12 protein-coding genes are annotated in these 14,934 nt (G+C 35.5%); 5 read left to right on the top strand and 7 right to left on the bottom strand.

Annotation, left to right across the window (positions count from 1 at the left end):
* Window positions 1–8: 8 nt before the first annotated feature.
* Window positions 9–1,247: an aspartate kinase gene (locus CLV73_RS08080; RefSeq protein WP_100376326.1), complete on the bottom strand. Its 1,239-nt coding sequence runs from the start codon at window positions 1,245–1,247 to the stop codon at window positions 9–11.
* 314 nt (window positions 1,248–1,561) lie between these two features.
* On the opposite strand from CLV73_RS08080, the gene fbp reads away from it, so the two are divergent.
* From fbp to CLV73_RS08060, 4 genes are all read left to right on the top strand, one after another.
* Window positions 1,562–2,578 carry a class 1 fructose-bisphosphatase gene (fbp, locus tag CLV73_RS08075; RefSeq protein ID WP_100376325.1) on the top strand — a complete coding sequence of 339 codons (1,017 nt, stop codon included), beginning with the start codon at window positions 1,562–1,564 and terminating at the stop codon, window positions 2,576–2,578.
* The gene (menC, locus tag CLV73_RS08070; protein WP_100376324.1) at window positions 2,578–3,597 is read left to right on the top strand and encodes an o-succinylbenzoate synthase; all 1,020 of its coding nucleotides are present in this window, start codon (window positions 2,578–2,580) and stop codon (window positions 3,595–3,597) included. The genes fbp and menC overlap by 1 nt, the downstream gene beginning before the upstream one ends.
* A gap of 322 nt (window positions 3,598–3,919) precedes the next feature.
* Window positions 3,920–5,593 carry a glutamine--tRNA ligase/YqeY domain fusion protein gene (locus CLV73_RS08065; protein WP_100376323.1) on the top strand — a complete coding sequence of 558 codons (1,674 nt, stop codon included), beginning with the start codon at window positions 3,920–3,922 and terminating at the stop codon, window positions 5,591–5,593.
* A 153-nt stretch (window positions 5,594–5,746) separates the two neighbouring features.
* Window positions 5,747–6,925, top strand: a complete 1,179-nt coding sequence (locus CLV73_RS08060) for an MFS transporter (RefSeq protein WP_100377021.1) — start codon at window positions 5,747–5,749, stop codon at window positions 6,923–6,925.
* 72 nt (window positions 6,926–6,997) lie between these two features.
* Here the strand turns inward: CLV73_RS08060 and CLV73_RS08055 are convergent, their stop codons facing one another.
* Window positions 6,998–7,963 carry a YpdA family putative bacillithiol disulfide reductase gene (locus tag CLV73_RS08055; RefSeq protein WP_100376322.1) on the bottom strand — a complete coding sequence of 322 codons (966 nt, stop codon included), beginning with the start codon at window positions 7,961–7,963 and terminating at the stop codon, window positions 6,998–7,000.
* A 136-nt stretch (window positions 7,964–8,099) separates the two neighbouring features.
* Here CLV73_RS08055 and CLV73_RS08050 point away from each other — a divergent pair, with 136 nt between their 5' ends.
* The gene (locus tag CLV73_RS08050) at window positions 8,100–8,738 is read left to right on the top strand and encodes a hypothetical protein (RefSeq protein WP_100377020.1); all 639 of its coding nucleotides are present in this window, start codon (window positions 8,100–8,102) and stop codon (window positions 8,736–8,738) included.
* A 50-nt stretch (window positions 8,739–8,788) separates the two neighbouring features.
* Here CLV73_RS08050 and CLV73_RS08045 read toward each other — a convergent pair whose 3' ends face one another.
* The 5 genes from CLV73_RS08045 to rlmB all read right to left on the bottom strand — a co-directional run bounded on the left by CLV73_RS08045 (window position 8,789) and on the right by rlmB (window position 14,846).
* Window positions 8,789–10,147, bottom strand: a complete 1,359-nt coding sequence (locus CLV73_RS08045; protein WP_100376321.1) for a glycosyltransferase family protein — start codon at window positions 10,145–10,147, stop codon at window positions 8,789–8,791.
* Between the two features lie 6 nt (window positions 10,148–10,153).
* Window positions 10,154–12,688, bottom strand: coding sequence for a hypothetical protein (locus tag CLV73_RS08040; protein ID WP_100376320.1), 2,535 nt, complete (start codon window positions 12,686–12,688; stop codon window positions 10,154–10,156).
* Window positions 12,689–12,720: 32 nt separating this feature from the next.
* Window positions 12,721–12,951: a hypothetical protein gene (locus CLV73_RS08035; protein WP_100376319.1), complete on the bottom strand. Its 231-nt coding sequence runs from the start codon at window positions 12,949–12,951 to the stop codon at window positions 12,721–12,723.
* Between the two features lie 71 nt (window positions 12,952–13,022).
* Entirely contained in the window at window positions 13,023–14,075 is a 1,053-nt protein-coding gene (locus tag CLV73_RS08030) for a DUF6263 family protein (RefSeq protein WP_100376318.1), read from the bottom strand.
* Window positions 14,076–14,102: 27 nt separating this feature from the next.
* On the bottom strand, window positions 14,103–14,846 hold the full coding sequence (gene rlmB / locus CLV73_RS08025; RefSeq protein WP_100376317.1) for a 23S rRNA (guanosine(2251)-2'-O)-methyltransferase RlmB: 744 nt from the start codon (window positions 14,844–14,846) through the stop codon (window positions 14,103–14,105).
* Window positions 14,847–14,934 lie beyond the last annotated feature (88 nt).

The raw sequence follows: 14,934 nt of genomic DNA, 5'->3' as shown, positions 1-14,934 counted from the left end.
AATTTGCGTTATTTTGTTACCATTTGAAGTGTGTTCTTCGAAATCTGCTCCAATAATACACTTTTTTCCTGGTAAAATTTATCAATGTTCTCCATCTTCGCATTTCTTACAGTAAATAAAGATACATTTTTTACAACTTCAGTTTCAAATACTTTTTGAAGTTCATTATTAAGCTCATCAATGGTATTGAATTTATCTTCCAGACATAAAGCTAATGAAATAGCTGAATTCTGCATCAAAGAAACCTTAATTTTGTATTTAGATAAATACCCGAAAATTAAACTCATATGATCTTCTGCAATGAAAGAGAAGTCTCTGGTAGAGATTTTCAGTAAAGTCTGATTTTCTTTTAAAATATATGATTCTTCGTTTTGGTTTTTATCTGAAGCTCCTACTTTTGTTCCTTCTTTGGTAGGATCTACAAAAGATTTTACATAGAATGGAATGTTTTTTTGCTGAAGCGGCTGTAATGTTTTCGGGTGAATAACACTTGCCCCGTAATATGCCATTTCTATAGCCTCTTCATAAGAGATATTTGACAGTAAGGAAACATCCTGGAATTTTCTCGGATCTCCGGTCATAACTCCCGGAACATCTTTCCATATCGTCATAGCTTCTGCATTCAGACAATAAGCGAAGATGGCAGCAGAGTAGTCAGAACCTTCTCTTCCCAGTGTTACAGTAAAGTTGTTATCATCCGATCCGATAAAACCTTGTGTAACGTAGCAGTTCTCTTTATTCAGATGTGAAATTAACTCTTCGGTATTTACCCAGTTTACAACCCCTTCTCTATAAGAGTTATCTGTTTTTACATAATCTCTTGCATCTAACCACTGATTGGTAAACTGAATTTCATTTAAGTATTCACTTACAATTTTCGTAGAAATCATCTCTCCACAGCTTACTACCTGATCGTAAACAAAATTGTAGTTAGGAGATTTATTTCTTCTTAAAAAAGAGTCTATATCATCAAAAAACAGATTGATCTCTGCGAAAACCGCATGCTTCTCGGGGAACAAACCTTCAGCAATCTCTATATGCTTTTGTTTTATTTTCTCAATTTCAGTTTGATAGTTATCTTTCTTGAAATAAAGTTCTACCACTTTTTCCAATTCATTAGTTGTTTTGCCCATTGCTGAAATTACCAGCAGACATTTTGAAAATCCCTGGCTTTTTAATACCATAGAGACATTCTTTACACTTTCAGCATCTTTTACCGATGCTCCACCAAACTTGAAAATCTTCATTAAATTGTTAATAATAAAATTGTTAGATAAAAATTTATGAGAGTTTTTTACGGGTGACAAAATTATACATTTACGGCGAGATATGAAATAGTCTTGCTTTTGTACAGGCTTAAGATTTTATTAAAATTAAGAATTGGGTGAAATCATTCAGATTGCTTCAGGAAAAAGGGAGGCTTTTTTTATGATAAGGTGTTGTTATATCTATTAGATAAGGCTGTATTGGATTGATAAACAGATGGTAAGGTCTTTTCTTGATAATTTTTTTTAATTGTGATAAATTTTACGAAATTTGGAGAAAACGTAAAAAGAAAAATATGTCAGAGCAACCATTACAAACTTTAGGAGAGTTTCTTATTGATAGACAAGATGATTTTCAGTATTCTACAGGAGAGTTTTCTCGTCTCCTTAGTGCAATAAGATTGGCTTCAAAAGTTGTAAACAGAGAAGTAAACAAAGCAGGAATTGTAGACATTGCAGGTGCTGCCGGAAACCAAAATGTTCAGGGAGAGGAGCAACAAAAACTGGATGTGATTGCTAATGAAATTTTTATTACAGCATTATCTCAAAGAGAGGTAGTTTGTGGGATTGCATCGGAAGAAAATGATGACTTTATTGATATTAAATGTGGCGAAAACGGGCATTTAAGCAAATATGTTGTTTTGATTGACCCTTTGGATGGTTCTTCAAATATTGATGTAAACGTTTCTGTAGGAACAATTTTCTCAATTTACAGAAGGGTTACCGAACCGGGAACTCCGGTTCAGCTGGAAGACTTTTTACAAAAAGGAATCAATCAGATTGCTGCAGGATACGTAATTTATGGTTCTTCAACAATGATTGTTTACACGACAGGAAATGGAGTGAACGGATTTACGCTTGATCCTTCTTTAGGAACGTATTATCTTTCTCATCCGAATATGACTTTTCCGAAAACAGGGAAAATTTATTCCATCAACGAAGGAAATTATATTAAATTCCCTCAAGGTGTTAAAAATTACCTTAAATATTGCCAGATGGAGGAAGGAGATAGGCCCTATACTTCAAGATATATTGGTTCATTGGTAGCAGATTTTCACAGAAATATGCTGAAAGGTGGGATTTATATTTATCCGTCTTATTCACAGGCTCCAAACGGAAAATTGAGATTACTATATGAATGTAATCCGATGGCTTTCTTAGCGGAACAGGCTGGAGGAAAAGCTACAGACGGTTTCAGAAGAATCCTGGAAATTGAACCGACAGAACTTCATCAAAGAATTCCTTTCTTCTGTGGAAGTGTTGAAATGGTTGAGAAAGCAGAAGAGTTTATGCGAATCGATAGCGTAAAATAATGAAAGCAGAATATTCAAGATATTTATTACAATTCAAGCGCCCGAGTGGAACATCTCGCGGCGTTTTGCATGAAAAAGAAACCTTTATCCTGGAAGTTTCCGAAAATGAGAAAAAAGGAACAGGAGAGTGCGCGATTTTCAGGGGGTTAAGTTTTGATGACAGACCGGATTATGAAGAAAAGCTCAAATGGCTTTGTGAAAATATTAATCAAGATTCCCAATTTTTAAAAGAAAAGTTGAGAGAGTTTCCGTCTATCTGGTTTGGATATGAACAGGCTGTTTTAAATTTAAAACATGGAGAAAACCTATATTTTCCGAGTGAATTTACAAAAGGAAAAACTCCGATTATCATCAATGGCTTGATCTGGATGGGAGACGTGGGCTATATGGAAGAACAGATTCAGGATAAACTGGAGAAAGGCTTTCACTGCATTAAATTAAAAATAGGAGTTGACTGGAAATCCGAACATGAAGTTCTTCAGAAATTGAGAAAAAAATTCTCAAAAGAAGTGTTGGAACTTCGTGTTGACGCCAATGGAGGGTTCAGTAAAGACGAAGCGAAAGTGGTTTTGAAGCAATTAGCCGATTTGAATATTCATTCTATTGAGCAGCCAATCAAAGCAGGGAATTGGAAAGATATGGCAGATTTATGCGAACAAACTCCGACTCCGATTGCTTTAGATGAAGAATTAATAGGGATTATTGATTTTAATAAAAAGAAAGAATTATTAGAAGCTATAAAGCCACAATATATTATTTTGAAACCGGCTCTGGTTGGTGGTTTTGAGGGCAGTAATGAATGGATTTCTCTTGCCGAAAAGCAAGGCATAGGTTGGTGGATTACGTCTGCTCTGGAAAGTAATATTGGCTTAAATGCGATTGCTCAGTATACATTTACCAAAAATAATAAAATGCCTCAAGGATTGGGAACTGGAGGATTGTTCACAAATAACTTCGATACACAGCTAAAATTGAGCGGTGAAGAGCTTTATTTTAAATTGAATAACCAAAAAGCCTAAAATCTTAAACTACGTTTTCTACAAAAATGACTTTTTTGATGTAATCAACAAACTGTGAGAATTTAGATTTTATTTTTTTCATGTTATAGTGATATTTTTTTCAAAAACGGTACCACACTGTGAGTGTTATTCTTGAAGTACAAAAATAAGATTAAAAATCTTTACTTGAACAATTATTTAAGGTTTTTTATCTAAGGTTAAGAAAAAATAACAAATTGGTGAATTTTTTAAGTTCTATGTAATGAGATTCAATTTTTTTTACCCTTAAATTTTCTTAAATTTGCAAATTGTCGTAGTATTCGACAGATTAAAGCGAATTTTAATGGAAGAAGAAAAAAAATCACTCAATTTTATTGAACAAATTATCGAAGATGATTTGGCAAACGGTCTAAAAAGAGATCAGATCCGTTTCCGTTTTCCGCCTGAACCAAACGGTTATCTACATGTAGGTCATACCAAAGCGATCTGCATCAATTTTGGTTTGGGTGAAAAATACAATGCTCCCGTAAACCTTCGTTTCGACGATACGAACCCTGAAAAAGAAGAGCAGGAATTCGTAGATTCTATCATGAAAGACGTTGAATGGTTGGGTTTCAAATGGGATAAAGTTTTGTACGCATCCGATTACTTCCAGCAGCTTTACGATTGGGCAGTTCAGTTAATTAAAGACGGAAAAGCTTATGTAGATGAGCAGCCGTCTGAAGTGATTACAGAGCAAAGAAAAAATCCTGCAGAGTCGGGAATTGAATCTCCATACAGAAACCGTCCTGTCGAAGAGTCTTTAAACTTATTCGAAAGAATGAAAAACGGTGAATTCGAAAGTGGTTCCATGTCTCTTCGTGCAAAAATCGATATGACTTCGCCGAATATGAATATGCGTGACCCGGTTATGTACAGAATTTTGAATAAACCTCATCACAGAACCGGTACAGACTGGAAAATTTATCCGATGTACGACTGGGCACATGGTGAATCCGATTATATTGAACAAATTTCACACTCACTTTGTTCTCTAGAGTTTGAAAATCACAGACCGCTTTATGACTGGTATCTGGATCAGGTATATGATGAAAGTAAAGTAAGAAACAAGCAGAGAGAATTTGCAAGAATGAATGTTTCTTATATGATCACTTCTAAAAGAAAGCTGCAAAGGCTGATCGCTGAAAATGTAGTGAACGGTTGGGATGACCCAAGAATGCCTACGATTTCCGGAATGAGAAGAAAAGGTTTCACACCGACTTCTATCAGGAATTTTATTGAAAAAGTTGGGGTTGCCAAAAGAGAAAATTTAATTGAACTTCAGTTATTGGAATTCTGTGTTCGTGAAGATTTGAATAAAGTGGCGAAGCGTGTGATGACGGTAGTGGATCCGGTCAAATTAATCATCGAAAACTATCCTGAAGGACAGGAAGAATGGCTGGAAACTGAAAATAATCCCGAACAGGAAGATGCAGGAACCAGAGAAATTCCTTTTTCGAGAGAATTATATATTGAACGTGAAGACTTTAAAGAAGAAGCGAATAATAAGTTCTTCAGACTAAAATTAGGTGGTGAAGTTCGTTTGAAATCTGCTTACATCATTAAAGGTGAAAGAGTAGAAAAGGACGAAAACGGAGAAATCACGACAATTTATGCGACTTATGACGAAAAGTCTAAGTCGGGGAGTGGAACTGAAGAAAGTTTAAGAAAAGTAAAAGGTACGATCCACTGGGTTTCGGCAAAGCATGCAATTCCTGTGGAAGTAAGAAATTACGATAAATTATTCACTGTGGAACAGCCTGATGCTGAGAAAGATGTGGATTTCTTGAATTTCATCAATCCAGATTCTGTAACTACAGTTCAGGGGTTTGCTGAGCCTAGCTTAAAGGATGTGGCAGTTGGAGAACCTCTTCAATTCCAGAGAATTGGCTATTTTACGAAGGATCAGGATTCTACGGATACCAATTTTGTGTTCAACAGAACTGTAACTTTAAAAGACTCTTATAAGCCGGAGTAAAAATTATTTATTTTATATAAAATGAAAATAGGGCTTAATTTTTTAAGTCCTGTTTTTTATTTAAACCCTATCAAATCACTATAAAATATAAAAATTGTGAAAATTATACATTTATATACAAATTCTTTCAAAGGGCTTTCTCGGGAAAGCTGGATGCTTGCATTGGTAATGCTTATTAACCGGGCAGGTTCTATGGTACTTCCGTTTTTGGGAGTTTATATGACTGATCATTTGAAATTCAGTATAGAAAATACAGGAATCGTTCTCAGCTTTTTTGGTATAGGATCTGTAATTGGATCGTGGCTGGGAGGCTATATTACTGATAAAATCGGAGAATATAAAGTTCAGTATATAAGTTTGCTGCTGAGCGTTCCTTTATTTTGCTTGATTCCTGTTTTTAAAACAGAAATTGGAGTGGCTACAATTATTTTGTTTCAGAGTATCATAAGTGATGCATTCCGCCCGGCAAACTCGGTGGCGATTACAAAATATGCAAAACCAGAAAATATAACCAGAGCATTTTCATTGAACAGAATGGCGGTCAACTTAGGATTTTCGATAGGTCCTGCTTTGGGGGGAATATTGTCTGCAATTTCTTATGAATTTTTATTTTTCTCCAATGCTTTGGCAGCTTTATTAGCAGGAATTCTATATATTATATTTTTCAGAAAACGTAATAAAATTGCTAAATTAAAGGCGAAGAAGGTAAAAGAAGCGGTTGAAATAAAGAAAGAGAACTCGCCGTACCGTGATGGTAAATTCCTGATATACTGTTTCTTTTGTATGCTGTTCTCTATTTGCTTCTTTCAGCTGTTCAGTACATTAACGATTTTCTATAAAGATACAGCGAAACAGAGTCAGCAGAATATAGGATATATCTTAGGTTATAGTGGTTTTCTGATTGTATTGCTCGAAATGGGATTTGTACAGATTGCCGAAAAGTATTTTAACCTGGCCGTAACAATGTTACTGGGAACCTTTATTTGTGGGTTTTCCTATGCCATGATGGCGTTTGATTACAGCATGATTACTTTGGTTATTTCCATGACATTACTTTGTATAGGAGAAATCTGGACCTTACCTTTTATGTCGACCATTACAGCGTTGAGATCCGGCAAAAACAATAAAGGAGCTTATATGGGATTAAACGGAATTTCATTTTCCGTGGCATTTATTGTCACTCCGTATTTGGGAACTTTAATTGCTGAAAAATTCGGATTCAATGTGTTATGGGTTGGAACGGGAATATTGGCTACAATTATTGCCATTGCTTTTTATTTTATTGTTCCCTGGCTGATTAAGGATAAAAAAGAACTGGAAATTGAAGGGTAAAAACTAAACTTTATACGTAAGACAAGCTTTTTAAAGCTTGTCTTTTTATGTCATCTAAATTTTATAAATAGTTTAGGATTTCGAAAGGATATTTTTCACAATCATTTCGGCATGTACTCTTGAATTTTCAATAAACCAGAGATGGGTATCCTTTCCACCACACACCACACCGGCAAGATATAAATTGGAAACATTGGTTTCCATGGTTTCAGGATTGTAAAGTGGATTTTGGGAGTCACCCTGTAGCTCGATTCCGGAGTTTTTCAGAAAATTAAAATCAGGAAGATAGCCAGTCATAGCCAATACAAAATCGTTTTCAATTTCATTGATTTTTCCTTTTTCATCTTTAAAAATGACAGAATGCTCCTTAATTTCCATCATTTCTGAATTAAAAAAAGCTTTAATGCTTCCTTCAGCAATCCGGTTTTCAATATCCGGTTTTACCCAATATTTTACACTTTTTGAAATCTCAGAATGGCGGATAATCATGGTAACTTCCGCTCCTTTCCTATAAGTTTCCAATGCTGCATCTACTGCAGAATTACTAGATCCTATCACCACAATTTTCTGTTGGGCGTATGGATAGGGCTCCGTATAATAATGTTTTACTTTAGGCAAATTTTCTCCCGGGATATTCATCAGATTCGGAATATCATAAAATCCCGTTGAAATGATCACATTTTTAGAGAAATATTTTCCCTTGGATGTTTCAATTTTAAAAATTTCATTTTCTTTAGACACCTTTTCAACCTTTTCATACAAATTAATATTTAAATTTCGTTGTCTTGTAATTCCCTGATAGTACTCCAAAGCTTCCTGTCTGCCGGGTTTTGGTGCCGTTGATATAAAAGGAATATTATCAATTTCCAGTTTTTCTGCGGTTGAGAAGAATCTCATGTATAAAGGATAATTATATAAAGAATTTACAATGGTCCCTTTTTCAATAATTAAATAAGTAAGATTGTTTTTTTGAGCTTCTAATGCACAATTCAGTCCGATGGGACCTCCGCCGATAATAAGAATATCCAAAATTTCCATAGAACAAAATTACAAAAAACCACTTTCAGTGATATATAAAAAAACTATAGAAGTAATCATCGATCTGTATCTTATCCTCCTGCGATCGGATATGGCATTGCTTTTGGTGAATTTTTTACATCAAACATTAAAAAATATGAAAAAACTATTTATTTCATTACTTATTCTGTGCGTAATTGCCTGTAAGAAAAATCCCGAAAAGTTTATTAATGACAGAACAGATTCTACCGAGTTTGTAAAAACGGATGCTACAAAAGTTACTCAGGTTGAGGTAAGTAAAGATGAGGCTTTAAAACAGCTTAATGAAGAGATTATTCAGGCTCTAAAGGATAAGGATTATAAAAGGTTTTCCGATTTTATTCATCCGGAAAAAGGAGTGCGTTTTTCGATGTATGCTTTTGTAAACCCTAAGGAAGATAAAAAATTTTCCAAATCCGATTTTATAAAATATCAACCGACTAAAACTCTCTTTACATGGGGAACATTGGATGGTTCTGGTGAGCTTTATAAAGCTACTATAGACAGTTACCTTACAAAATGGGTGTATTCAAAAGATTTTGCAACAGGGCAGGTTGCTTTTAATGAGTTCTTAGGGAAGGGGAATTCACTGAACAATCTGAAGGTAATCTATCCAAAGGCGGACTTTACAGAGAATTATATGAAAGGATCAGAAGCTAATGCTGAGATGGATTGGAAAAGTCTTCGTCTGGTTTTAGAAAAGCTTAACGGAAAATACTATCTGGTTGCGGTAGTAAATGATCAATGGACGATATAAAATACCAACGCAAAGATTTAATCTGAATAAATCTTTGCGTTTTAAAATTCTTAACCCAGTATTTCAGCCAATTTTTTGGTCAGATTTTTTCTGGAGAACTGCTCAATATTCTGAGTGTTTTCAGAAAGGTTTCCGTTTTTCCACAGGTCAAATTTTTCTAAAATAAAGCTCTTGATATTTTCTGAATCATTATAACTGAAATGTTTTCCCGCTTTGGTTTCATTCAAAATTGTTGAAACATCGGCATCATCCGGTCCAAATGAAATAACCTGTTTTCCGGTTGCCAGATATTCGAAAATCTTTCCGGGAATAATCCCTCTCGAAGACTCATTTGGAAAGTTTGTTATTAATAAGATGTCAGAGCTTTGCATCTCATGGATTGCGTTATCATGAGATAAATATCCTAAATTGAGAATGTGATTTTTTAAATTTGAATTCTCAATTTCGTGTAAGATTTTATCATCTATTCTTCCCACAAATTTTAAGCTGAAGTTCTTTGCAAAATCTGAGTTTGCTGCTACCAGATCATCAAGGGCTTTCCAAAGATTTTCAGGGTTTCTCAATTGCTCTAAAACACCGATATAGCTTAACGTGAATTGAGTTGTGCCGGTAAGTTGTGAAGGAGTTAAATTGTTAGGTTGTTGAGCTGTAAAGCTTTCAATAGGCGATTGAGCATCTTTACGATTTAACGACTTAACATTTAATTCAACATCAAATCCATTGGTGATACAAACTGCATTGGCTCCGTTTTTTTTGAAATTTTCTGCATCTGTATAGCTCGTTGCCAAAGTGATATCGGCATTTTTGAAAACTTGATTTTCTAATTGACGGTGTTTTTGATCTGAACTTTTGGTAAGTTTTAAATGTTTGTAATAAGAAATTTCCGTCCATGGATCACGGAAATCGGCAATCCATTTTAAATGTGGGAGTTTCTTTTTTAAATTTAAACCGATCAAATGTAAAGAATGTGGTGGACCGGAAGTCACTACAACATCAATTTTATTTTCTTTTAAATATTTCTCAAGAAATTGTACCGAAGGTTTTACCCAGAAAACGCGCGCATCAGGAATGAAAAAATTACCTCTTACCCAAATCGAAAGCTTTGATTTCCAGCTTTGATTTTTACCCACATCAAATTGCCCGGCTTTGAATTTTTTATTGCTTTTGTTCAGCTTTTCTGCCAGCTGATAAGGTTCCCATATTTTAGTTTTAACAATTTCAATATTCTCAGGAACATCTTTTAATAGACTTTCATCCAGCAAAGGGTAACTTGGATTTTCCGGAGTATAGATGATGGGGTTCCATCCGAAATCGGGTAAATATTTTGCAAACTTCAGCCACCTTTGAACACCAGGACCTCCCGCAGGAGGCCAGTAATAGGTGATGATCAATATTTTTTTCTGTTCCATTAAGTTCTAAACAGTTTCAATAATTTCTTTCTTCTTGTTTTTATTCAAAAGGAAAATTCCGAGTCCGCTTAGCACGATGAACAGACCGAAACACAGAAGAGAAATCCATTTTCCTTTTTCAATAACTTCCGGCTCAAAAATCATTCTTATAGTATGATTTCCTGCAGGAACGTGAACGGCACGAAGCAGATAATCCGCTTTGATGTATGGGATTTCTTTTTCGTCTACAAACATTTTCCAGCCATGAGGGTAATAAATCTCGGAGAATACCGCCAACTGAGGCGTTCTTGATTTTGATTTAAATTCAAGTTCATTCGGTTGATATCCCGTTAAGCTGATTGTTGCAGCAGAGTCTGCCTGAACAGGTTTATTGTTGAAATATTCTTTATCAGAAGAAGCAATTACCGCTGTTTTCTTGCTATCAATAATCCCAATAGATTTGATTTCTTCGTTCGGACTGTTTACAAATTTTAAATCACTTACAAACCATGCATTTCCGTTGGCTGTAGGATTTGGAATCGCCTGAGGCTGCTCCGGTGATCCCACTACCCAATATTTTGCATTCAGAAGGTTCAGGATATTCGGAACTTTTACAGAATCCATTACCTGGAAATATTCGTTGATGACGTCATCATATCTTCTTAGTTTTACGGCGTGGTAGCCTCCGATCGAAGATTTGAAATAAGAAGTGTTGGTTTCACTGAATGTTCCTAAAATATTATTGAAAATTCTGTAATGAGTTTTGTCTTTTTCAGCAATAGTTTCAAGCGTTTTGTTGACATTTACATTGGCAATAATCGATTCCAAATTCGGGTTACCCTGAACTTTTTCAGCCAGAAGATCTGAACTTTCAGTTTGGAAAGGATTCTCTGCAAAAATCTTGTCGACATAGTTTTCGTCATTTAAATAACGTTTGTTAACTGACCATAGGTCAAATAAACTTACCACTCCAATAACAACTAAAGCAATATTCTGATTCAGTTTTTTCTTTAAGCTTAAGAATAAAACAATAACAGTAATAGCGACATAAATAAATGCTTTAATTGCATCTATTCTGAATAATTTAAATCGTTCTTCTGTAAGATAATCCAGTAGGAATGGAGGTAAATAAGCCTGTTCGTTATCGGTATGGAATCCTAGCAGAGATTTACCAAAAATAAGCAGGATTAAGATCAATCCTAATGTTCCTCCACCTACATATGTAAGAATTTTCTGTTTGTATTCTTCCGTCAGTTTTTCGTCCGTAAAGAATTTATACAAGCCGATAATGGCAATTAACGGGAATAGCAATTCAACCACCACCAAAATAGAGGATGGCGCTCTGAATTTATTATAAAACGGTACAAAGTCTATAAAGAAGTCTGAAAGTGCCATGAAGTTGCTCCCCCACGCCAAAAATATAGTCAGAATGGAAGCTCCTAAAATCCAGTAACGGTATTTTTTAGAGGCAAAAAAGAATCCTAAAACAGCTAAGAAACAAACAATGGCTCCCTGATAAGCAGGTCCCGAAGTTCCCGGCTGATCTCCCCAATAGGTAAGGCTTCCGAATCCTTTGGAAATTCTGTCATATTCTGCCTGAGAATCTACATTTTGCTGAACCAGTTCCTGGATTTTGGCCATCATTTCCTTGCCTTCCGGTTCCTGGCTTCCGCCACCCATTAATCTTGGAATAAAAAGGTTTAAGGTCTCCAGTTTTCCGTAGCTCCACATCAACATACTTTCTTTATCCATCCCCGAATTTCCTCCAGTATGACTGTCGTTGGTTAAAATCTGTTTTCCACGAACCGTTTCTTTGATGTATTCTGAGTTGGCCATGATTCTTTGAGAGTTCATTCCTACTCCAATTAAACATGAAGCTGCAACGATTCCCGAAGAGATCAGAAAGTGTTTAACTTCAGTTTTTTTCTGAATAACTCTTATTAATTCTGAAATGAATAAGAAACCTAATGCAATGAATAGGTAGTAGGTCATCTGAGGATGGTTCGCTGCAATCTGAAGCCCCATGAAAAGCGTGGTGACAATGAATCCCCAAATGTATTGTTTCCGCATGTAAACAAGTAAGATCCCAGCTAAAAGCGGTGCAAAATACTCAAGTGTATTGATCTTACCATTGTGCCCTGCCGCAATAGCAATATAAAAATAGGTAGAAAGTCCGAAGAATGTTGCTCCCAGAAGGGCGTATTTCCAGTTTCTGACGACCACCATTCCTAAAAGGAAAAAGCCTGAAAAAAGTAAGAAAATATAATTGACGGGTCTGGGAAGAATGTTCAGATAACTGTCAATTTTCTTAATGGTATCACCATTAAATCTACTTCCCATCTGGTAAGTAGGCATTCCGCCGAACATGGAATCGCTCCAGTAGGTCTCATTGTCTGTATTTGCTCTGTAGTCCAAAAGCTCTTTTGCTCCTCCTCTGTATTGTACAATGTCATGCTGGAAAAGCTGTTTTCCTGTGAAAACAGGAGTGGAGTATAAAAATGCTAAAACTATAAATACAACTAATGAAATTGCAATATAAATTAAGTTTTTATTTTTCGCCATGCTGATGGTTATTATCTTTTATTTCGGAATTATTACCTTTTATCTTTGCTTTCTTTTACTTCTTCAAAATCTACGGTTTCTGCATCCCAGTTAAGATTCTGTTTTCCTTTGTTTGAACTATGAATGTCCTGCTGTTTGTGGTTTGAGCCATTATTATTGTTAAATCTGTAACTGTAAAAAGTTTTGAAGAAAATTCTTTTCAGAATGTTCCAGACAAAGAAAATAATAATAGCAGAGAGTACTAACTCAAGAATGTACTTCATAATTTTTGATTTTTGTTCAAAGTTTAAAATTCATGATTTAAAAAATCACTTCCCTCAAACTCTTTCTTTTCTTATTTACCGGAAGGGTTTACCATTACAGAAGAGTTTGAAACGCTTTTCATAGACTGAGATTGTTTTCCGTCTGAAATTGTTTCAATCTGTGATGTTTTTACATTGATGTTCTGGTTAGTAATCCATCCTGTATTTTGGTCAAACTTAATGGTTCCGTTTTGAACAAGCTCGCTGCTCATGCTGTGCGTAATAGGACCTTGAGCCTGTTTTTCTGTCTTTTTAGGAATTCCTCCTGAAATAGAAACCTCTACAATACCATTTCCTGCACTTTTCAAAGTGTAGTTAGACGTTACTTTTATTTTACCATTAGGATCTGCGTTTTCACTGCTCGTCCATTTTTCTCCTATTTTCACTCCTTTTTTAGGAATAAGAGTCAGGTTTTTTGAAAGCTGATCTTTTAATATTTTTTCGTTAAAGCTTTCTTTTAAATTGGCTGTTACACCCGCTTTCTGGGTGGGATCCTTCACCAAGGCTCCCACTGCATTAGCTACTTTTGTGTAGATAGGCTCGAAACCTGTAATGGAGATCACGTTTCCTTTGGTGTCCATTTTCACATTCAGCTTATTGCTGGTAAGAGCCCTGTTAACAACCCAAAGCATCTTTAGCTCTTCTTCTTTAGGTTCCGGAAGTTTGGTGTCTACCACCAATGTTTTCCCCTGAGCTGACTGTGAATTTCTTTTAGCGACAAGATTTAAAGTCATGTCATATACATTTCCCTTGATGTCATTCACTACAAAGTTCATCTCATCAGTGGACTCGCTGGTTGCAGTGATCGACTTTCCTTGTGGATCCGTCATCGTCTTTACATCTCTTTGGTAAGTGGTAAGCGGATAGGTTTTCCCTTTTTCTAATTTAAAAGATTGTTTGAAGATCCCAACCGAGTCTTTTATAGCCGGATTTGCTTCTACTTTTACTACAGAGTCTGCCGGAACTTCTACAGTAACCGTTTTACCTGTTTTAGGGTCTACTTTTGTGATGGTTGCGGTTTCTTTTTTGTTACAAGAAACCAAAGCTATAGTTGAAATTAGCGCTAATGCTGCTACGTTTTTCATTTCAGAGTTTTTTTAAGTGTTGTTGAATTAATTTGCTGCCGTGAATTTCTGTCTCACCGCTTCATATAAAATTGCTCCGCATGCAACAGAAACATTCAGAGACTGGGTTTTTCCTTCAATCGGTAGTTTTATCTTATCATCCGCATGATGAAGTACTTCCTTGGAAATTCCGGTCTCTTCATTCCCCATTACAATGGCACATGGTTCTTTGAAATCCACATCATAAATTAGCTTTTGGGCTTTTTCGCTTGCTGCATATACGGAAATTCCACTCTGTTGAAGGAAATCTACCACGTGTGCTAAATTCGGCTCTTTACATATCTTTACATTATAAAGTGCTCCTGCAGAAGTTTTTATCGCGTCAGAATTAATTGGAGCGGCTCCTTTTTCCGGGATAATCACAGCATCAACTCCTACGCATTCCGCCGTTCTGCAAATGGCTCCGAAATTTCTGACATCCGTTAGTCGGTCCAGAATCAATAAAAACGGAATTTTTCCCTCTTCAAAAAGTTGAGGAACAATATCTTCGATTTTATGGAACGGAACATCCGAAATAAAAGCAACAACACCCTGATGATTTTTTCTTGTAAAACGGTTCAGTTTTTCAACCGGAACATAATTGGGACGGATTTTATTTTTAGCTAAAATTGCTTTTAATTCAGCATAAATTGGTCCTTGTAATGCATTCTGCACAAACACCTTGTCAATCGTTTTTCCCGCTTCAATAGCTTCAATCACGGGACGCAGCCCGAAAATAAAATCGTCTTTCATTGAATAAGTTTTATGTTTAAGGTTCAAAGTTTAAGGTTTTGAGTTCAGTGTTTAAAGCTATTTTACTTTAATATGAACATTAAAACCG

It is taken from the genome of Chryseobacterium geocarposphaerae (assembly GCF_002797535.1).
Lineage (GTDB): Bacteria > Bacteroidota > Bacteroidia > Flavobacteriales > Weeksellaceae > Chryseobacterium > Chryseobacterium geocarposphaerae.
The sequence above is the reverse complement of the archived record's forward strand: the minus strand, read 5'-3'. Positions and strand labels throughout refer to the sequence as shown.

What these genes read in the sequence shown, in the direction of transcription:
- fbp (WP_100376325.1), top strand. Translation starts at nt 1,562, where the DNA reads ATGTCAGAGCAACCATTACAAACTTTAGGAGAGTTTCTTATTGATAGA.
- CLV73_RS08060 (WP_100377021.1), top strand. Translation starts at nt 5,747, where the DNA reads ATGCTTGCATTGGTAATGCTTATTAACCGGGCAGGTTCTATGGTACTT.
- CLV73_RS08040 (WP_100376320.1), bottom strand. Translation starts at nt 12,688, where the DNA reads ATGGCGAAAAATAAAAACTTAATTTATATTGCAATTTCATTAGTTGTA.
- CLV73_RS08065 (WP_100376323.1), top strand. Translation starts at nt 3,920, where the DNA reads ATGGAAGAAGAAAAAAAATCACTCAATTTTATTGAACAAATTATCGAA.
- CLV73_RS08055 (WP_100376322.1), bottom strand. Translation starts at nt 7,963, where the DNA reads ATGGAAATTTTGGATATTCTTATTATCGGCGGAGGTCCCATCGGACTG.
- CLV73_RS08080 (WP_100376326.1), bottom strand. Translation starts at nt 1,247, where the DNA reads ATGAAGATTTTCAAGTTTGGTGGAGCATCGGTAAAAGATGCTGAAAGT.
- menC (WP_100376324.1), top strand. Translation starts at nt 2,578, where the DNA reads ATGAAAGCAGAATATTCAAGATATTTATTACAATTCAAGCGCCCGAGT.
- rlmB (WP_100376317.1), bottom strand. Translation starts at nt 14,846, where the DNA reads ATGAAAGACGATTTTATTTTCGGGCTGCGTCCCGTGATTGAAGCTATT.
- CLV73_RS08030 (WP_100376318.1), bottom strand. Translation starts at nt 14,075, where the DNA reads ATGAAAAACGTAGCAGCATTAGCGCTAATTTCAACTATAGCTTTGGTT.
- CLV73_RS08050 (WP_100377020.1), top strand. Translation starts at nt 8,100, where the DNA reads ATGAAAAAACTATTTATTTCATTACTTATTCTGTGCGTAATTGCCTGT.
- CLV73_RS08035 (WP_100376319.1), bottom strand. Translation starts at nt 12,951, where the DNA reads ATGAAGTACATTCTTGAGTTAGTACTCTCTGCTATTATTATTTTCTTT.
- CLV73_RS08045 (WP_100376321.1), bottom strand. Translation starts at nt 10,147, where the DNA reads ATGGAACAGAAAAAAATATTGATCATCACCTATTACTGGCCTCCTGCG.